The following is a 19,221-nucleotide window of genomic DNA, read 5'->3' as shown; positions in this document are numbered from 1 at the left end:
ATATGATCGAACGTTACAGCAGACCTGAGATGCGGGCCATTTGGACCGAAGAAAATAAATTTAATGCGTGGCTTGAAGTAGAAATTTGTGCTTGTGAAGCCTGGGCTGAGCTGGGGGTCATCCCGCAGGAAGACGCGGCTAAGCTGCGCAAGGACGCCAAGTTTGATATTGAACGAATCAACGAAATTGAGCTGGAAACCCGTCATGACGTGATCGCCTTTACCCGTGCGGTATCAGAGAGCCTAGGTGCAGAGCGCAAATGGGTGCACTACGGATTAACTTCCACAGATGTTGTGGATACAGCGCTCGGATACCTGCTGCGTCAGGCGAACGAGATTCTGGAGCAGGACATCATCAATTTCATCGAAATTCTCAAGGATAAAGCGATCGCCTACAAAGATACTCCGATGATGGGACGTACCCATGGTGTACATGCCGAGCCTACAACCTTCGGTCTCAAAATGGCATTGTGGTATGAGGAAATGAAACGTAACCTGGATCGCTTCCGCCATGCGGCTAAAGGCGTTCAATTCGGTAAAATCTCCGGTGCAGTCGGCACCTATGCCAACATCGACCCGTTCGTGGAAGAATTCGTCTGCAAGAAGCTGGGAACCAGCCCGGCTCCGATCTCGACCCAGACGCTGCAGCGTGACCGCCATGCTGAATATATGGCTACACTTGCACTGGTAGCAACATCGCTCGACAAATTTGCCACTGAAATCCGCGCTTTGCAAAAGAGCGAAATCCGTGAGGTGGAAGAGGCTTTTGCCAAAGGTCAAAAAGGCTCCTCCGCGATGCCGCATAAACGCAATCCGATCGGCTGCGAGAACATCTCCGGACTGTCGCGCGTGATCCGCGGCCACATGGTTACAGCTTACGAGAATGTGCCGCTCTGGCATGAACGTGATATCTCGCATTCCTCTGTGGAACGGATTATCCTGCCGGATGCAACGATGCTGCTGAACTACATGCTGAACCGCTTCGGCAACATTGTGAAGAACCTGACCGTGTTCCCGGAAAATATGAAGCGCAACATGAACCGCACCTACGGTGTTCCGTTCTCGGGCCGCATCCTGACCAAGCTGATCGACAAAGGCTTCAGCCGCGAACAGGCATACGATACAGTGCAGCCGCGTGCGATGCAGGCCTGGGAAGAACAGACCCAGTTCCGCGATATCGTCGAAGCTACTCCGGAAATCACGGCTGTGCTTAGTCCGGAAGAAATCGACGATGCCTTCAATCCTTCCTGGCACCTTAAGCATGTGGACACCATTTTCCGCAAGCTAGAACTTATCTAACTAATAAAAAGGTAAGTTAGTGGTGAACTAAAGAGCTGGAGAATAATACGGGCGGAGGCGCCGGGGAGTTGTTGTTCTGGAGCGGCAGCGACAGAATTGAACAATAAGCAGTTATGAGGAACGGAGAGGAATTTTGGAACTGTAAGAGCGGTAGCGTCCGCCTTTGTCTCCGGATTTCATCCGCTATAAGCGATATAAATCATAGAAATCTGGAGACAACAGCGGCTGGAAGTCCAAACATTCCTTGCAGTGACCCAATTAACCAACGAATGGTTTCAATTCTCCGGTGAAGCGGAGAACAATCAACACTCCAGCGCTTGCAGCTCAAGTATATAAGCAAGATCATTTGTTCAAGGGAGGAAAGGTCATGACATACCCTGCCGTTTCCACGGCTGTGGATCTCGTAAATGCACCGCTGCTCTATAAAGGAAAGGTTCGCGAATTGTACGATTTGGGGGAACATGTACTGATCGTCGTAACGGACCGGATCTCCGCGTTTGACTATGTGCTCGACCCGGCGGTGCCGGACAAAGGAAATGTGCTGAACCGGCTTAGCGCCTTCTGGTTCGGGCAGACCAAAAATCTCATTGAAAACCACGTGGTACACATTGATGTTGATCAGCTAGGAGACATTGTACGGGATCGCGAGGCACTCAAAAACCGCGTCATGGTGGTACGCAAAGCGGAGCGGATCGATATTGAATGTGTAGTGCGCGGCTGCATTACCGGCGGAGGCTGGCGTCAGTATCAGGAGACCGGAAAAGTTAACGGTATTGAGCTTCCCAAAGGATTGCGCAAAAACGCGGTGCTGGCGGAGCCGATTTTTACACCTGCGGCTAAAAATGATGTAGGACACGATGAAGACATTCCTTTCGAGCAGATGCAGGAGCAGATTGGTGCGGAGCTGGCCCTTGAGCTGAAGGAGAAAAGCCTGAAGCTGTTCGCTTTTGCCAGAGAATATTGCAATGAGCGCGGCATCATCCTTGCGGACTGCAAATTCGAGTTCGGCCTGCTGGACGGCAAAGTGATTTTGATTGACGAGATTTTTACGCCGGATGCTTCACGCTTCTGGGCTAAAGATAAATATGCACTGGATATTGAAATTGACAGTATGGACAAGGAGCCGGTCCGGACGTATCTCTCCGCATCCTCCTGGGACAAGAACAGCACGCCGGACCCGCTGCCGCCTGAAGTGGTGGAAGAAACCAGCCGCCGTTACTTGGATATCTATCACCGTCTTACCGGCAAGGATTTGTAAGCCGTTTTTTATGTCTCGTGTCTGCTAAGCTGCAGCCAAGGCGCTAGTTGCACTCTATACAATTATTTTGATCTAAAGGTTATCGGCGGGTTCAGGTTCAGTTTCAGGTGAAGATCTCGTTAATTATGGCCCAATCGGCTCATTAAATTTTAGGAGGAACTACAAGCGTATGTTAAAAGCGACAGTCTATGTCACCATCAAGAAAAGCGTGCTCGATCCCCAAGGTGTAGCAGTACAGGGGGCGCTGCATTCGGTAGGTTTCCAGGAAGTTGAAAGTCTGCGCATCGGCAAATACATGGAGCTGACTCTCGATACGGACAACCGCGCTGAAGCGGAAGGACGCCTGAAGGAAATGTGCGAAAAGCTGCTGGCCAACACGGTGATCGAGGATTACCGCTACGAATTGGAGGACTAAAAGTCATGAAATTTGCTGTACTTGTCTTTCCAGGCTCCAATTGCGACATTGACTGCTACAAAGCGGTAGAGGACAGCCTTGGTGAACCTGTAGATTATGTGTGGCATACCGCGACTGACTTGTCGGCGTATGACTGCATTCTCGTGCCGGGCGGTTTCTCTTATGGTGACTATCTGCGCTGCGGCGCGATTTCCCAGTTTGCTCCGGTAATGGCCGAAGTGGCCAAAGCGGTGGAGCAGGGCAAATTCGTGCTGGGCATCTGCAACGGGTTCCAGATTCTGACCGAAGCGGGGCTGCTGCCAGGTGCGCTGCGTCGTAACATGTCGATGAAGTTCCGCTGTCATGACACGGTGCTTAAGGTCGTTAATAACACAACCCCGTTTACGGTTGATTATGCGAAGGATGAAGAAATTGTCATTCCGATCGCACATGGCGAAGGCAATTATTACTGTGATGAAGAGACTTTGGCATCGCTCAAAGCAAACAATCAGATCGTATTCACATACAGCGATAACCCTAACGGCTCGGTAGCCGATATTGCGGGAATCAGCAACGCGGCAGGTAATGTAGTAGGCATGATGCCTCACCCGGAACGCGCTGCGAACAGCCTACTGGGTTCGGAAGACGGCAAACGGATGTTTACATCCATTCTCAAGACATGGAGGGATCGTTATGACGCAGCAAGTATCCGCTAAGGAGCCGACCGCAGAGCAAATCGCGGAGCAGAAAATCTACAGTCAATTCGGAGTATCGGACAGCGAATATGAGCTCATCACTTCTTTCATGGGCCGTAAGCCTAACTATACCGAAATCGGCGTATTCAGCGTAATGTGGTCCGAGCACTGCGCATATAAGAACTCCAAGCCGCTTCTTGGACGTTTTCCGACAAGCGGTCCGCGTGTACTGATGGGTCCGGGCGAAGGCGCGGGCATCGTGGACATCGGAGACAACCAGGCGGTTGTATTCAAAATCGAAAGCCACAACCATCCGTCGGCTGTTGAGCCTTATCAGGGCGCGGCGACCGGGGTGGGCGGGATTATCCGCGATATTTTCTCCATGGGTGCAAGACCGGTAGCGCTGCTCAATTCCCTGCGTTTCGGGAAGCTTGAGAGCGACCGGGTAAAATATTTGTTCGAGCATGTCGTGTCCGGCATCGCTGGCTACGGCAACTGTATCGGAATCCCAACCGTCGGCGGGGAAATTATGTTCGACAACAGCTATGACGGCAATCCGCTGGTTAACGCAATGTGTGTCGGACTGATTGATCATGATAAAATCCAGCGCGGTGTCGCCAAAGGTGTAGGAAACCCTGTGTTCTACGTTGGTCCTCCTACCGGACGCGACGGTATTCACGGTGCTACCTTTGCTTCTGTAGAGCTGAGCGAGGAATCCGAAGCCAAGAAAACAGCGGTTCAAGTCGGCGACCCGTTTATGGAGAAGCTGGTGATGGAATCGTGCCTTGAGCTGATCGACAGCGGTATCGTGCTTGGTATCCAGGACATGGGTGCAGCAGGGTTAACCTGTTCCAGTGCTGAGATGGCCAGTAAAGCCGGCAACGGCCTGGAACTGTACCTGGATCAGGTGCCGCAGCGTGAAGAAGGCATGACGCCTTATGAAATGATGCTGTCCGAATCCCAGGAGCGGATGCTGTTCGTGGTTGAGCCTAAGGATGAAGCGCAGGCACAGGAGATTTTTGACCGTTGGGGCGTGATCTGCCGCAAAGTGGGCAAGGTAACGGATGACGGCCGCCTGAAGCTGTTCCATCACGGTGAGGTTGTCGGCGATATGCCGGTAACGGCGCTGGTAGATGAATGCCCAATCTACAAGAAGCCATCAGCAGTTCCGGCTTACTATGAAGAGAATGCAAACGTAGATACCCTTCGTTATGAAGAAGTTACCGATCTCGGCGGCGCATTGCGCACGGTACTGGCTTCGCCTACAGTGGCAAGCAAAGCCTGGGTCTATAACCAATACGATTATATGGTCCGCACCAGCACGGCGGTTCGTCCGGGCTCCGATGCTGCAGTGGTTACGATCCATGGCACACGCAAAGGTCTGGCTATGACTACAGACTGCAACGGACGATATGTCTATCTGGACCCTGAAGTCGGCGGACGCATTGCGGTAAGTGAAGCGGCCCGCAACATTGTCTGCTCCGGCGCTAAACCGCTGGCGATTACGGACAATCTGAACTTCGGCAGCCCGGAGAAGCCGGAGATTTTCTGGCAGATGGAACGTGCCGTAGACGGTATGGCTGAAGCCTGCCGTGTGCTCGATACGCCGGTTATCGGCGGTAACGTCAGCTTGTACAACGAAAATGCTGCCGGCGCCATCTATCCGACTCCGGTTGTCGGTATGGTGGGTCTGGTTGAAGATACGGATCACATTACGACTCAAGCCTTCAAGCAGGAGGGCGATGCCATTCTGCTGCTGGGCGTAACCAAAGCAGAGCTTGGCGGCAGTGAGTTCCAATATGCGGTTCACGGCTTGACTGAAGGCCGCCCGCCTGCGCTTGATTTAGCTACAGAACAAAAATTGCTGGATGCTGTACTTGGTACAATCCGCAGCGGTCTTGTCCGCTCGGCTCATGACCTGTCCGAAGGCGGATTGGCGGCGGCACTGGCCGAGAGCTGCATCAGCGGTGGTATTGGCGCTAACGTGGAGTTGTCCGCTGGCGGACTGCGTCCGGATGTGGCGCTGTTTAGTGAGACCCAATCCCGCATTGTGCTGACAGCAGCACCTGACCGGGCAGAAGAATTGAAAGCAGCGGTTGCTGCTTACGGCGTACCGGTAGAAATCATCGGAACTGTCGGCGGTGACAGATTGCGCGTATCCTTGGACGGTGCATCCGCACTTGATGAGGCTGTATCAGAACTCAAATCCGTTTGGGAGGATGCTATTCCATGTCTTATGAAGTAAAGACCGGGAACAAGCAGGAGACCCCCATCCTGTGGACCGGCGACTTTTACAATGAAGGAACGGGCTCGGGAGATATTTTTGACACGTTAAAAGAAGAATGCGGCGTCTTCGGGGTCTTCGGACACCCGGAAGCCGCCTCCATGTCTTATTATGGGCTGCACGCCCTGCAGCATCGTGGTGAAGAGAGTGCCGGCATCTGCGTAGCGGACGGCCGCGATTTCAACTATCACCGCGGTATGGGCCTTGTTAAGGAAGTCTTCGACAAGGACAAAATCGCGTCGCTGGTCGGTGACATGTCCATCGGACATGTGCGTTATTCCACCAGCGGGGACAGCCGGCTGACAAATGCGCAGCCGCTGGTCTTCAAGTACCGCGACGGCGATCTGGCGATTGCGACTAACGGTAATATCGTCAACGAGCCGCTGATCCGCAAGCAGCTCGAAATGAGCGGCTCCATCTTCCAGACCACCAGTGACACCGAGGTGCTCGCGCATCTGATTGCACGTTCGCCGAAGGATTTTGTCGAAGCAGCCAAGGATGCGCTGCGCCAGCTCGTCGGCGGTTTCGCCTTCCTGCTGATGACCAACGACAAGCTGATCGTCGCTTCTGACCCGCACGGGCTGCGCCCGCTGGTTATGGGCCGCCTCGGTGAAGCGTATGTCTTCGCTTCGGAGTCCTGCGCGCTTGAAGTCATCGGGGCCACTCTGGTCCGTGATATCGAACCGGGCGAGCTGCTGGTACTGGATAAGAACGGCTTCCTGGAAGACCGTTTCACAGAACCGAAGCGCAAAGCACTGTGTGCGATGGAATATATCTATTTTGCCCGTCCTGACAGTGACCTCAACGGCGCAAACCTCCATTCCGCCCGCAAGCGGATGGGCAGCCGGATGGCACTGGAATCCTTTGTGGACGCGGATATTGTAACCGGTGTGCCGGATTCCAGTATCTCCGCAGCCATCGGCTATGCCGAGCAGACGGGTATCCCGTACGAGCTTGGATTGATCAAGAATAAATACACCGGCCGGACCTTTATCCAGCCGAGCCAGGAGCTGCGTGAGCAGGGTGTTAAGATGAAGCTCAGCGCCGTACGCCGCGTCGTTGAAGGCCAGCGTGTCGTCATGATCGATGACTCCATCGTCCGCGGTACGACCTCACGCCGGATCGTTAATCTGCTGCGCGAAGCCGGAGCGCTTGAAGTGCATGTGCGGATCACTTCGCCGCCGTTCAAGAATCCGTGCTTCTACGGCATCGATACGCCTGACCGCCGTGAGCTGATTGCATCTTACAAGACTATTCAAGAAATGTGCGAGGAGATTAACGCCGATTCGCTGTCCTTCCTCTCGCCGGAGGGACTGATCCAGTCCATCGGCGGCTACAGCAGCGAAGAGTATAAGGGGGGCCTCTGCCTCTCCTGCTTCGATAACGATTACCCGACGCAGGTGGATTTCGGCGGGGAAGAGAAGGACGGCTGTTCTTGCTAGTGTGGACATCCCCGTAAGTCGTGGTGCCCATCCCCCTAAGTCCCCCTTACAAAGGGGGATTCCGGAGGGCGCTGCCCTCCGGCCACACGAAAGCTCGGCGGTAGGAGTTTGCTCTAAACTTGCTAAGAGGGCGTGGGTGTGGGTGCCCGCTTTGTCCTGCGGACACGCTTCACGTCGCTGCGGGCCCTGGCGGCCTGCGGCCCCGCCGGGCACTTTGGGCTCGCGGCCCCGTCTGTTTGCTTCGCAAAAGCGGGTTGCCTCTCGCTTAGCGAGGCGCTTGGCTTCGCCAAGAGCGCCGAGCCACTGCCCGTGTGCAAGGCGCGAACTTCGGCTTGCGGACGGGTTGTCCAGGTGGTTGGAAGCCATGGAGAGGAAGTTTGGAACTGTAGGAGCGTAGCGTTCGCCTTTATATTTGGATTTCTACCGCGGACAGCGGTTTTAATCAGGAAATCCAAATATAACAGCGACCGGAAGTCCAAACATTCCTTGTAATGGCGCCCCATTAACCACCAGAGAATCCCTGCCGCCCCGAAACCGCGCTCTAAACTAACTAAAATGAGGTGTCCAAAAGTGTCGGAAGCTTATAAAAACGCCGGAGTGGATATTGCGGCTGGCAATGAAGCGGTAGAACGCATGAAGAAGCATGTGAAGCGCACATACCGTCCGGAGGTCATGACAGAGCTTGGCGGATTCGGCGCACTGTTCGGTCTTAATAAAGATAAATACGAAGAGCCGGTGCTGGTATCGGGAACCGATGGTGTCGGCACCAAACTCAAGCTCGCGTTCGCAGCAGACCGGCATGATACGATTGGCATCGACGCTGTAGCGATGTGTGTCAACGACATCGTGGTACAAGGTGCAGAGCCGCTCTTCTTCCTGGACTATCTGGCCTGCGACAAAGTCGTGCCGGAGAAGATCGAAGCCATCGTGGCCGGAATTGCGGAAGGCTGCCATCAGGCAGGCTGCGCGTTAATCGGCGGCGAAACGGCGGAAATGCCGGGCATGTATGCTGCGGGTGAGTACGATATCGCCGGCTTTACGGTGGGTGTGGCTGACAAAGCCAAGCTCGTTACCGGTGCGGATATTGCACCTGGCGATACGGTAATTGGCCTCGCTTCCAGCGGAATACACAGCAATGGCTTCTCGCTGGTGCGCAAGCTTTTGCTGGAACAAGCCGGCTATGACTTGAATGATGTCCTTCCTGAGCTGGGCGCTCCGCTTGTGGATGTCCTGCTGGCTCCAACCAAAATCTACGTCAAGCCTTTGCTGGCACTGCTGGAGCAGGTCAAGGTTAAAGGCATGGCGCATATTACCGGCGGCGGCTTCATCGAGAATATTCCGCGGATGCTGCCGGATAACGTGAACGTGGAAATCAACTATGGGTCCTGGCCAATTCAGCCGGTGTTCGGCTTGATGCAGAGCAAAGGCAGTGTAAGCAATCGGGATATGTTCACTACTTTTAATATGGGTATCGGCCTTGTCCTGGTTGTTCCTGCTGCGGACGGAGAACGTGCGCTTGAGCTGCTGAAGGCTAGCGGTGAAGAGGCTTATTTGATCGGAACGGTGACTGAAGGAGAGCGCATTGTTACCTTTACTGGAGCTGAGGTGTGATGAGCAGCAGCCGGATCGCTGTATTTGCCTCCGGGCAGGGCAGCAATTTTGCCGCACTTATTGAAGCTCAGAGAGCCGGGCAGCTTGGTGAGGGAAGCATTGAGCTGCTGGTTTCCGACCGGCCGGAAGCGCTTGTAGCACAGCGTGCGGAGGCTGCGGGCGTACCCGCCCTCCTGTTGCGGCCGAAGGACTTCGCCAGCCGTGAGCTTTACGAGGCGGAGATTGTTGCCGAGCTGAAGCGCCGGGACATCGGTCTGATCGTACTTGCCGGTTACATGCGGCTGATCACCCCGGTACTGCTGGAGCCATTTGCCGGCCGGATTATCAACATTCATCCTTCACTGCTGCCGGCCTTTGCCGGGAAAGACGCGATTGGACAGGCACTGGATTATGGTGTGAAGCTTACAGGAGTGACGGTGCATTTTGTCGACGGAGGCATGGATACCGGACCGGTTATTGCCCAGCGCAGTGTGGCGGTAGAAGCCGGGGATACGGCCGAGTCGCTGGCGGAACGGATTCATCAGGTGGAGTACGAGCTGTATCCCGAGGTCGTGGGCGCTTTTGCCGCCGGAAAGGTAGAACTGCACGGAAGACACGTTATTGTCCGTCAGTAGATTTATCACAGGTGGGAATGGCATTGCAGGGACATATAACTGAAATTATGTCTTATACCTGCAGCTTTTTTCGACACTCTGCACACCATCCGCGGGTTCTGATATTTCTCGGGAAATATTGCACAAACATTTAGTTGTTGTCGGTTGACGGCTGTTGTGTCGATGATAGACCGTTACAGTGTCGTTTATATAACAAGAGTCTCTAGTCAAATAATACTAATCTAGCATCATCCGGAGGAGGACTATTCAAGTGAGTATCAAAAGAGCGCTGGTCAGCGTATCGGACAAACAGGGCATCGTGGATTTTTGCCGCGAGTTGTCTGCACTAGGCGTAGAAATTATCTCCACAGGCGGCACTAGCACACTTTTGGCTAAAGAAGGCGTACCGGTTATCGGTATCTCCGATGTAACAGGCTTCCCCGAAATCATGGACGGACGCGTTAAAACGCTGCATCCTGCTGTACACAGCGGCCTGCTTGCGGTTCGTGACAATGAGGAGCACACACGGCAGATGACTGAGCTTGGCCTTGACTACATTGATCTGGTAGTGGTGAATCTGTATCCGTTCGCGGAGACGATTGCTAAGCCCGATGTATCGTACGAGGAAGCGATCGAGAATATCGATATCGGCGGACCGACGATGCTGCGTTCAGCAGCGAAGAACCACGCTTTTGTTAGTGTGGTTGTGGATGCGGCTGATTATGCCAATGTGCTTGAAGAAGTGCGTGCAGGCGGGGATACGACACTTGAAACCCGCAAACGTCTTGCAGCAAAAGTGTTCCGCCATACGGCGGCTTACGATGCCCTGATTGCCGATTATCTGGCTAATGTGACCGGTGAACCACTGCCTGAGCGCTATACAGTGACTTACGAGAAAATCCAGGATCTGCGTTACGGGGAGAACCCGCATCAGAAGGCGGCATTCTACCGCAAGCCTCTAGCGGCGCAGGATACGCTGACAGCTGCCGAGCAGCTGCACGGTAAGGAATTGTCCTATAACAATATCAATGATGCCAACGCGGCGCTACAGATCGTGAAGGAATTCGAAGAACCTGCGGTTGTGGCCATTAAGCATATGAATCCATGCGGCGTAGGCGTGGGAACAAGTGTATATGAGGCTTATCAAAAAGCTTACAACGCTGATCCGACCTCGATCTTCGGCGGAATTGTTGCCGCGAACCGGATCATCGATGCGGACACTGCAAATCTGCTTAAGGATATTTTCCTCGAGATCGTCCTGGCTCCGGGCTTCACCGAAGAAGCGCTGGAAATCTTGACGAAGAAGAAAAATATTCGCCTGCTCAAGATCGGTAATCTGAGTGCCGCAGCGGCACGCAAGAGCAGCTTTGTTGTGACTTCCATTGAGGGCGGGATGGTTGTGCAGGAGAGCGACGTGCACTCCGTGAATCCGGATGACCTGCAGGTCGTTACGGACCGCAAGCCTACAGAAGAAGAGCTTAAGCAGCTGCTGTTCGGCTGGAAAGTGGTTAAGCATGTGAAGTCTAACGCCATTGTACTGGCAGCGGATGATATGACGGTCGGCGTCGGCGCAGGCCAAATGAATCGTGTCGGTTCCGCGAAAATTGCGATTGAACAGGCTGGAGAGAAAGCCAAGGGTGCTGTACTGGCTTCTGATGCCTTTTTCCCGATGGGCGATACGCTTGAACTTGCAGCAAAAGCAGGAATTACCGCTGTAATTCAGCCAGGCGGGTCGATCAAAGACGAGGAATCGATCAAGGTTGCCAATGAATACGGAATCGCTATGGTCTTCACCGGCGTCCGCCATTTCAAACACTAGAATTACTCGGGGAGGATTTCATTTCAATGGATATTTTAGTGGTCGGCAGCGGCGGCCGGGAGCATGCGATCATCTGGAAGCTGTCCCAAAGCCCCGCAGCCGGTAAAATCTACTGTGCACCCGGCAATGCCGGGATTGCCCAGCTGGCGGAATGTGTGCCGATCGGTGTATTTGAGTTTGATAAGCTGACTGCGTTTGCCAAAGAGCATGAAGTAGGACTTGCTGTCATCGGTCCCGATGATCCGCTGGCAGCAGGAATTGTCGACGCGTTCGAAGCGCAGAACATTCCGGTATTCGGTCCACGCAAGAATGCGGCTGAAATTGAAGGCAGTAAAACGTTCATGAAGGACCTGCTCCACAAATATCGTATTCCGACAGCAGCCTACGAGAAGTTCAGCGATTATGAAGCTGCGCTTGCCTATTTGCGCGGGCAGGGATTACCGATTGTTATCAAGGCCGATGGCCTGGCTGCCGGCAAAGGGGTTACTGTTGCTTATTCGCGCGAGGAAGCCGAGCAGGCGCTGCGTGATATTATGGTGGCCAAGGTGTTCGGCGAAGCCGGCGCCCAGGTCGTGATTGAAGAGTTTCTGGCCGGACAGGAAATGTCGATTCTCGCTTTTGTCGACGGAGAGACCGTGCGCCCGATGGCGGCTGCGCAGGATCACAAGCCGATATTCGACGGTGATAAGGGGCCTAATACAGGCGGTATGGGGACTTATTCCCCCCTGCCGCATATTGATGAAGCCATTATCCGTGAGGCGGTCAAGACGATTATTGAGCCTACGGCCAAAGCCATGGTAGCGGAAGGCCGTTCCTTCAGCGGCGTGCTGTTCGCAGGGCTGATGATTTCACCGGACGGCAAGCCGAAAACGATTGAGTTCAATGCGCGTTTCGGCGATCCGGAGACCCAGGTTGTGCTGCCACGTCTGCGGAGCGATCTGCTGGAGATCTTTTTGGCGGTAGCTGAGGGCAGACTTGCCGATATCAACATTGAGTGGAGCGATGAGGCGGCTGTATGCGTGGTCCTGGCCTCCGAGGGTTATCCGGGATCTTATCCAAAGGGCGTGCCGATTACCGGGCTTGCGGAAGCCGGAGACGGACTCGTATTCCACGCAGGAACGGCGCGGGATGAGGAAGGGCGCTGGATCACAAACGGCGGACGTGTACTTGGTGTTGTAGGCCGGGGGGCGAATATTGCCGAAGCCCGAAATGCAGCATACACAAGTGCGGATAAGATTCATTTCGCAGGAAAGCAGAACCGCAGTGATATTGCCATGAAGGCGCTGATCTGAGGATAAAGAACTGCAACCTAGCAAATTTTTACGCTATTAGTCCCAAAAAAGGACTGACAAGTGATAGAAGAAGTGCTATAATACAACACGTACGGGGGAAAAATGTGCGGATATATACAGATAAAGGGTCTTTCCTTTCATGGAAAGGCCTTTTTTAAATCAGTTTTTTACGTATGGCGTGCCTGCTGACTTATATAGAATGCCTCGTGCCGGGAAAAGATACTTATAGTGCAAAAGTAGCGATACGCTTATGCGAATGGCTAGCCACAGATTTAAGGGGGAATCACTTTTGAGTAAGGTTGGAAGAAATGACTTATGCCCATGCGGAAGCGGGAAAAAATACAAAAGATGCTGCCTGGGTAAAGAAACGTCAGCGGTGGAGTCCATACTGCGGCTCGTAACAACGGAAGAGGCGGCAGCCCGTGAGGCTGTAATAGCTGAACCGGAGGCGATGCCTGCGGCTCCAGAAGCGGTCGTCCGGCCTGAAAGCAAGCTTACGCTGACCAAGCTGAAAAAAATGGTTGCACGTGAGCTGAAATGGGAGCATCCGGCCCATGAACAGCTGGCATTGCAGCTGATTGAGAGCATGAGGGAGCAGTACGAGCGGGAACTGATTTTTGAAGCACTGGTTCTCTGGAACGGCTTCTCCCGCCAGACCAAACCTGCGGTGAAGAAATCGGGCTCGTTCTGCGCAGCCATTGAATATATACTATCCGAGGAATACGGATTCACTTTGACCCAGACTGGGCTGGCCGAAAAGTATGAGGTTACCACGGCAACCATCTCCCGTAAGGTAAAGGAAATACTCAACTATATAGAGGAATACGGCATGGGCGGAGAATCGGATGAACTGCTCGTCCTCAACGGTCCGGGCACGCCCAGAGAGAAGTCGCAGATGCTGCTGCATAAATCCATGGAAGCCACCTCTGTGAAGCGGCGGATTCAGCTGGCGGAAGCGGCACTGGAGATTTATCCGGATAACTCAGATGCCTACCTGATCCTCGCCGAGGAGTCAGAGAATGAGCAGGAGGCACGGGCTTTGCTGAAAGCAGGGATCGCTGCCGCCGGACGTGAGCTGGGCGAGGATTTTTTTGCGAAGAATAAAGGCCATTTCTGGGGTCTTCATGAAACCCGTCCTTATATCCGTATATGCAAGAGCTATGCCGAATCCTGCTGGTTTGGCGGAAAAGCAGAAGAAGCGGCACAGACGCTGGAGCATATTCTGGAGCTTAATCCCGATGACAATACCGGAGCGCGTTATTTGCTGGCTGCGGTGTACCTCTACAGCAATCAGCTGAAAGAGGCGGAGCAGGTGCTTAAGAAATACGGCAAGGAGGATGCGGCAGCGGCTTTTGCCTATGACCGGATTGTCCTGGAGTATAAAAAGAACGGAATCACCTCCCAGCTCAAAATGCTCTACCGTGTAGCGCGCGGAGTGAACAAGCATGTGCCTGATTATTTACTGGGTGTGAAACGGCTGCCGCATAATCTTCCGGATTTTGTCGGCATGGGTGACTCCAATGAAGCGATCGAATACGTTATTATGCATTCCCGTTTATGGGCAAGTGTGCCGGATTTATTAAAATGGATGCTGAAGCAATAGAAATGTAGAGCTGCCGGGAAATCCCCCGGCAGCTTTTTTTGAAGATATGTATTGTTATGTTTTGGAATCCTGTCAAAGTACCTGAGTATCAGCGGAGCTAAAGCCCCACCGCATTGAGGGGCTATTTTATGTTGTATTGGTCTAAATACATAGGTTTTATCATCAAAGTAGGACAAAAGTTTTATTATATAATATGCTGCAAAAAAATGGGGATAAAGAGAAAAAAAACTGTTGACGAGTCTAAAGTAATTGGCTATATTTGTAATATATTAGAAAATGTTATCAGTTATCAGCGAAGAAGCAGAGGATACTGCATGTACTGCCGATGTTCCTTTTAGGGGGTGGTTAATTGAACTACACAACCACGATTCGCAGCGAGCTGGAAGATTTCATTGAACGGGAAGGCTTAAATCTCAGCCAACTAGGCAGGAAGGCAGGCCTGAATGCCGGGACCGTCAGCTCCATTCTGAAAGGAAACAGGATTATGGCGGTTGACCAGCTGGACAGGATGACTAAGGTGCTAAACCTGCCGGAAGGTTATTACTATGAGCAATATATTCAGGAGTGTATTGTAGAGACTGTGCCTAACTGGCGCAGAATCAGGCCGTTCCTTTTCCGCTGTGCGGAGCTGGACAGTCTGGACTGCATCCGCAGGTCAGTGCAGCTGCTGCTCGACAACTTGACCTATTCGCCGCTGCTGTTTGAAGTTGCTGAAGAGTTTTTTACTGCCGGCAAACATAAGGCCGCTGTTATTCTCTATGAGAGCGTTGCCGCAAGCGAAAGAAGACAGCATTCGGAACGTCTGGCCTTTTGCCAGTACCGGCTGTTTACGCTCCGGATGAGTGATAATCAGGAGCGCAATCTTCAAGCGGCGATTCAATTCGAACCTTTTGTGGACAGGCTGGATGAAATCGATCAGCTTGATGCTTTGAGGGATCTGGCTAATACATACAGATCATTACGTCGTTGGGATAAGGTCGATGAAATCGCAGAAGAACTAGGAACTAAAGCCAAGATACAGCTACAGTTGGCGTCTAAGCCCGGACACAAAAGAGATGAGCCTAAAAAAAAATTGAAGCGACCACTCTTTGTATATTTGTCATTTTCGTATCTGCTGCGAGGCAGCGTTTGTGATGCAAGAGAAGCTTATGAAGAGGCACTTCAATATGCATATAAGTATGTAGACTTAAGCTGGGTTAAGGATAGGGATGACGAAACAGAAAAGTGGGTTAAACTTTACGAGGGGTGGTCAAAGGCGAATATTTTCGTCTGCAGACTTCTGCTCGGAGAGGAAGGTATCATTTCTGATTATTTAGCATTCATTGACCAGGATGAGGATGAAATATTAATCGGGATTCTGAATATTGTAAAAGCTGCCAATAGATTTGATTTTAAAATAAATCATATTCTGGAAAAATATAAATCTCGGGTTTTGCATTATGTAACGCTACAACCGGAGTCCATAGGCATATACACGCATCAAATCATAGCTGAGGAGTCTACGCTATGTTTCTATGAATTAGCCTATTATTATTTATGGAATGGGGATTACTCAGAAGGGTTTACATATCTGTTGCACGGCTTAGTGAAAGCTGATTCTATTAATAATGAGCCGCGTATTCTTTCATTTGTGAGATTGTTTGAACGATTCCGGGATTACGCATCATTTGATATACAGCTTGAATACCAAAATTTAATGAAAAAGGAGATTGGTAAAAATGAAAAGAAAAGTGGCGGCGTTGTTAGTGGTAAGTAGTTTGTTATTAGGAGCTGTGATTCCAGGCATATCTCAAGCGATTTTTGTTCCTTTAAATGTACATGGTGGTGCGTAATCCGTATTTATTTGGTAGTTAGTTCGGTTTCCCAAGACCAGCCCCCGGCTGGTCTTTTTCTTTTCATATTTTTTATTATTTATCTGAAAAAAATTTCACATGGAGAAAGGCATAGTCTTTTACAATACTATCAAAAGGAGGGATAAAAGGTGAAAGAATCAGAGATTCTCAAGCAAAGTATCGAACAAGCCCGGCACAACTTAAATAAGCTCGAAGAGAAATTCTACCTGGGCCATCCCGCCGTGCTCCATCAATCGATGGTACTCGACGAACTTATAAATGAATACAACCGGTATTACTTCAAAGAGTTAATGGGCTCCCTGCACAGCAATGAACCTGCGAGCGAGGGGCTATGGCCGGCACAATCACTGCGTCTGCGTTATATCTGAACGACTCTACGCTCAGAAGTATCATAGGGCAGTACCTGTTCGTGGTTGCGGCAAAACGCTTGCACAACATTTGAATTATTCTCTGCCGCATCCGCTTCCTCTTTTTGCGAATCCCCTGCTTTAATTCTGCCAATTACTCCATCTTTATTGAACGCAATACCTCCTTCAATGATATTAAACCTAACATTAAATTCATCATTAACCCCGGATTTACCGATATTTATGTTAATAAATGAATGTTTACTGATGAAAATGTTTATTTGATTCGCTTTTTTCTGAAAAAAGCTGACATGGACACAGTTTTTTCACAGCTCGATGCAAAACGTTAAAGGGATAAAGAGTTTTTTTGCAGAAATAAGCAGAAATAAGTCGAAAGCATAGGCAGCATACATAAGAAGATAGTATCGGCTCATTTTTATAGAAGGTGGGAGGAGCCCTATGGCACTAAGAAAAATCAAGGAAGAGCTAGGCGAGAAGGAGCAGAAGCCTGAACTGAAGGCAGTGGACGGGGCAGTCCTGCTTCCACCTGCGGGCCGGTCCAAGGAGAATGCGAAGCCGCTCGCATGGAAGTCATCGATTGGGGCAGTACGTAATATGGGGATTCGCGGCAAGCTATTTTTGTCGGTGATTTTGTCTGTTGTGGCTATTTTCGCTATTGTAGCGGTAGTTATTTATAGCAATGCCAAACAGATTATCGTGGACGATCTGCACAGTTCCCTTTCTTACGAGAAGGAGAAAATCAGTGTGAAGGTCAAGGATCTGCTTCAGCCTGCTTCAGACAGCGTGGAATTGCTGAACGCGAATGCCTATGTCCGCAACTTCATCGCACAGGTGGATTCAGCGGATACGGTCAAGACCACTGAGGGGTACAGTGAATTAATTCAGACGCTTAACCTGATTAAGGACAGCAACAAAAACCTGCTTAATGTGTATATCGGCCTGGATGCGGTGAATAAGGTTATTACCCAGGATGAGTTCGAGCCTCCGGCGGATTTCAATATGAAGGAACGCGGCTGGTATGCTACCACGGTCCAGAACAACAAGCTGACGGTGACGGATCCCTACATTGATGCCGGTTCAGGCAAAATGGTCGTCAGTGTTACAGCGCCGATCCTGAATGACGCCGGCAAGCTGATCGGGGTTGCCGGGGCGGATATCTCAACGGAGCAGATTATCCAGGCGCTGAGCGCTTTTAATTACAACGGCAGCGGATATGCCATACTGATCGATAAGACGGGGACGTTTATCTATCATCCCGACACAGATAATATCCTGCTGCAGAAAATGAGTGATCTCGGAGCAGACTGGAAGGCTGTCGGCGAGAAAATGGTTCAGTGGGGCGCGAATGTGATTCTGACGGATATCGACGGCGAAGCCAGCTATGTCTCCTATGCACCAGCGGTGGACAAACAGTGGTCCGTTGCACTAATTGTTCCCCAGAAGGATGCTGAGAAGGAACTGCAAACGTTTAAGCTAATATTCTTCCTGTCCATTATTATTTCTATTGTAGTGATGTTTGTACTGCTCTATTTGGTCTCGGGTAGTATTCTGAAGCCGATTCCCATTCTGACAGCAGCGTTCCAGAAAGCCATGACGGGGGATCTGTCAACGCGGGCCAGTGTTACGGCCAAAGATGAAATTGGTGTGCTGGCGAAGGGGTTTAACGATATGGTGTCTTCCCAGCAGAGATTGATTCAGGACATTAAGCAGAGCTCACACAGTATTTCAGAGGCACTGGACAACACTGAGAAGAATGTATTTGTACTCGACGGCAGTATTTCGGAAATCTCGGCGATTACCGAGGAGTTGTCGGCCGGGATGCAGCAGACGGCAGCCTCTATGCAGGAAATGAACGCCAGTACGAATGAAATCGAGTCTGCTATCAGCGGCATTGCCCGCAAAGCCCAGGAAGGCGCCGAGGCGGCCGGACAGATCAATGATCGTGCTGACAAGCTTAAGGAAGCCGCTATCCGGTCCAGACAGCAAGCAGATGAGGTATACGGGCAGAGCGAGGAGAAGCTGCGCAGTGCGATAGAGCAGGCGGGGTCCATCTCACAGATCCAGGCCCTGTCAGGTGCGATTCTCGAAATTGCCGCGCAGACCAATCTGCTGTCGCTTAATGCCTCCATTGAAGCGGCGAGAGCAGGTGATGCAGGCCGGGGGTTTGCAGTTGTAGCTGAAGAGATCCGCAAGCTTGCTGAAACTTCACGCGCGACTGTTACAGAGATTCAGGATGTAACCGAATCCGTTGTAAAGGCGGTATCCAAGCTGGTGGAGGGTGCAGAGAGTATGCTGCATTTTATGGACAGCCAGGTACTGAAAGATTATGATTCCATGCAGGAGACCGGTCAGCGGTACAGCGAGGATGCCCGGTATATCGATGAGCTGGTGACGGATTTCAGCGCCACATCCGAACAGCTTCTCGCCTCTATTCAGAGCATGCTGACAGCGATTGGAGAGACCAGCAGCGCTGCGAACGAAGGGGCAGAAGGGGCCGGCAGCATTGCTGTCCAAGCGGAGCAGATTATTGGTAAATCGGGTGAGATCGTAACGGAGATGGACGAGATTAAGAATAGCTCGGCACTGCTGCAGCAGGCCGTATCCAGGTTTAAGGCATAAAGGTTTAACGCATTTCGTATACCAGCTTTGCGGCCAGGGGCACAAAGCTGGTTTTTTATGGGAAGATGTGAATACTTATGTTATATGTTTGC

At 51.6% G+C, this 19,221-nt stretch carries 14 protein-coding genes; all 14 read left to right on the top strand.

The genetic code is table 11. The features are described from left to right. The first annotated feature begins 2 nt into the window (after nucleotides 1–2). The 14 genes from purB to L6H70_RS26295 all read left to right on the top strand — a co-directional run bounded on the left by purB (nucleotide 3) and on the right by L6H70_RS26295 (nucleotide 19,129). Complete coding sequence (gene purB / locus L6H70_RS26360) at nucleotides 3–1,298, top strand: adenylosuccinate lyase (protein WP_236337205.1); 1,296 nt, start codon at nucleotides 3–5, stop codon at nucleotides 1,296–1,298. A gap of 367 nt (nucleotides 1,299–1,665) precedes the next feature. Further along, nucleotides 1,666–2,556, top strand: a complete 891-nt coding sequence (locus L6H70_RS26355) for a phosphoribosylaminoimidazolesuccinocarboxamide synthase (protein WP_236337204.1) — start codon at nucleotides 1,666–1,668, stop codon at nucleotides 2,554–2,556. 169 nt (nucleotides 2,557–2,725) lie between these two features. Then, on the top strand, nucleotides 2,726–2,971 hold the full coding sequence (purS, locus tag L6H70_RS26350) for a phosphoribosylformylglycinamidine synthase subunit PurS (RefSeq protein ID WP_019913657.1): 246 nt from the start codon (nucleotides 2,726–2,728) through the stop codon (nucleotides 2,969–2,971). Between the two features lie 5 nt (nucleotides 2,972–2,976). Continuing rightward, complete coding sequence (gene purQ / locus L6H70_RS26345; RefSeq protein ID WP_236337203.1) at nucleotides 2,977–3,666, top strand: phosphoribosylformylglycinamidine synthase subunit PurQ; 690 nt, start codon at nucleotides 2,977–2,979, stop codon at nucleotides 3,664–3,666. After that, nucleotides 3,644–5,890, top strand: coding sequence for a phosphoribosylformylglycinamidine synthase subunit PurL (gene purL / locus L6H70_RS26340; protein WP_236337202.1), 2,247 nt, complete (start codon nucleotides 3,644–3,646; stop codon nucleotides 5,888–5,890). Before purQ ends, purL begins: the two co-directional genes overlap by 23 nt. Next, nucleotides 5,875–7,371: an amidophosphoribosyltransferase gene (purF, locus tag L6H70_RS26335; protein ID WP_054943870.1), complete on the top strand. Its 1,497-nt coding sequence runs from the start codon at nucleotides 5,875–5,877 to the stop codon at nucleotides 7,369–7,371. Before purL ends, purF begins: the two co-directional genes overlap by 16 nt. A gap of 570 nt (nucleotides 7,372–7,941) precedes the next feature. Continuing rightward, nucleotides 7,942–8,982 (top strand): phosphoribosylformylglycinamidine cyclo-ligase, encoded by a 1,041-nt coding sequence (gene purM / locus L6H70_RS26330; RefSeq protein WP_236337201.1) that lies wholly within the window; start codon nucleotides 7,942–7,944, stop codon nucleotides 8,980–8,982. Then, a complete protein-coding gene (gene purN, locus L6H70_RS26325) occupies nucleotides 8,982–9,596 on the top strand; it encodes a phosphoribosylglycinamide formyltransferase (protein WP_236337200.1) in 615 nt (204 codons plus the stop codon). The genes purM and purN overlap by 1 nt, the downstream gene beginning before the upstream one ends. Before the next feature lie 250 nt (nucleotides 9,597–9,846). Then, the gene (purH, locus tag L6H70_RS26320; RefSeq protein WP_236337199.1) at nucleotides 9,847–11,394 is read left to right on the top strand and encodes a bifunctional phosphoribosylaminoimidazolecarboxamide formyltransferase/IMP cyclohydrolase; all 1,548 of its coding nucleotides are present in this window, start codon (nucleotides 9,847–9,849) and stop codon (nucleotides 11,392–11,394) included. 26 nt (nucleotides 11,395–11,420) lie between these two features. Next, nucleotides 11,421–12,686, top strand: a complete 1,266-nt coding sequence (gene purD, locus L6H70_RS26315; RefSeq protein WP_236337198.1) for a phosphoribosylamine--glycine ligase — start codon at nucleotides 11,421–11,423, stop codon at nucleotides 12,684–12,686. Nucleotides 12,687–12,975: 289 nt separating this feature from the next. Then, on the top strand, nucleotides 12,976–14,289 hold the full coding sequence (locus tag L6H70_RS26310; protein ID WP_236337196.1) for a tetratricopeptide repeat protein: 1,314 nt from the start codon (nucleotides 12,976–12,978) through the stop codon (nucleotides 14,287–14,289). A gap of 349 nt (nucleotides 14,290–14,638) precedes the next feature. Continuing rightward, nucleotides 14,639–16,045 (top strand): helix-turn-helix domain-containing protein, encoded by a 1,407-nt coding sequence (locus L6H70_RS26305; protein ID WP_236337194.1) that lies wholly within the window; start codon nucleotides 14,639–14,641, stop codon nucleotides 16,043–16,045. Nucleotides 16,046–16,270: 225 nt separating this feature from the next. Continuing rightward, nucleotides 16,271–16,510, top strand: coding sequence for an aspartyl-phosphate phosphatase Spo0E family protein (locus L6H70_RS26300; protein ID WP_236337192.1), 240 nt, complete (start codon nucleotides 16,271–16,273; stop codon nucleotides 16,508–16,510). 438 nt (nucleotides 16,511–16,948) lie between these two features. Beyond that, nucleotides 16,949–19,129: a methyl-accepting chemotaxis protein gene (locus tag L6H70_RS26295; protein ID WP_236337191.1), complete on the top strand. Its 2,181-nt coding sequence runs from the start codon at nucleotides 16,949–16,951 to the stop codon at nucleotides 19,127–19,129. The last annotated feature ends 92 nt before the right edge of the window (nucleotides 19,130–19,221 follow it).

The sequence above is a fragment of the Paenibacillus auburnensis genome, from assembly GCF_927798115.1.
In the GTDB taxonomy this organism is placed as follows: Bacteria; Bacillota; Bacilli; order Paenibacillales; family Paenibacillaceae; genus Paenibacillus_AQ; species Paenibacillus_AQ auburnensis.
This window is presented reverse-complemented; position numbering and strand designations above follow the sequence as displayed.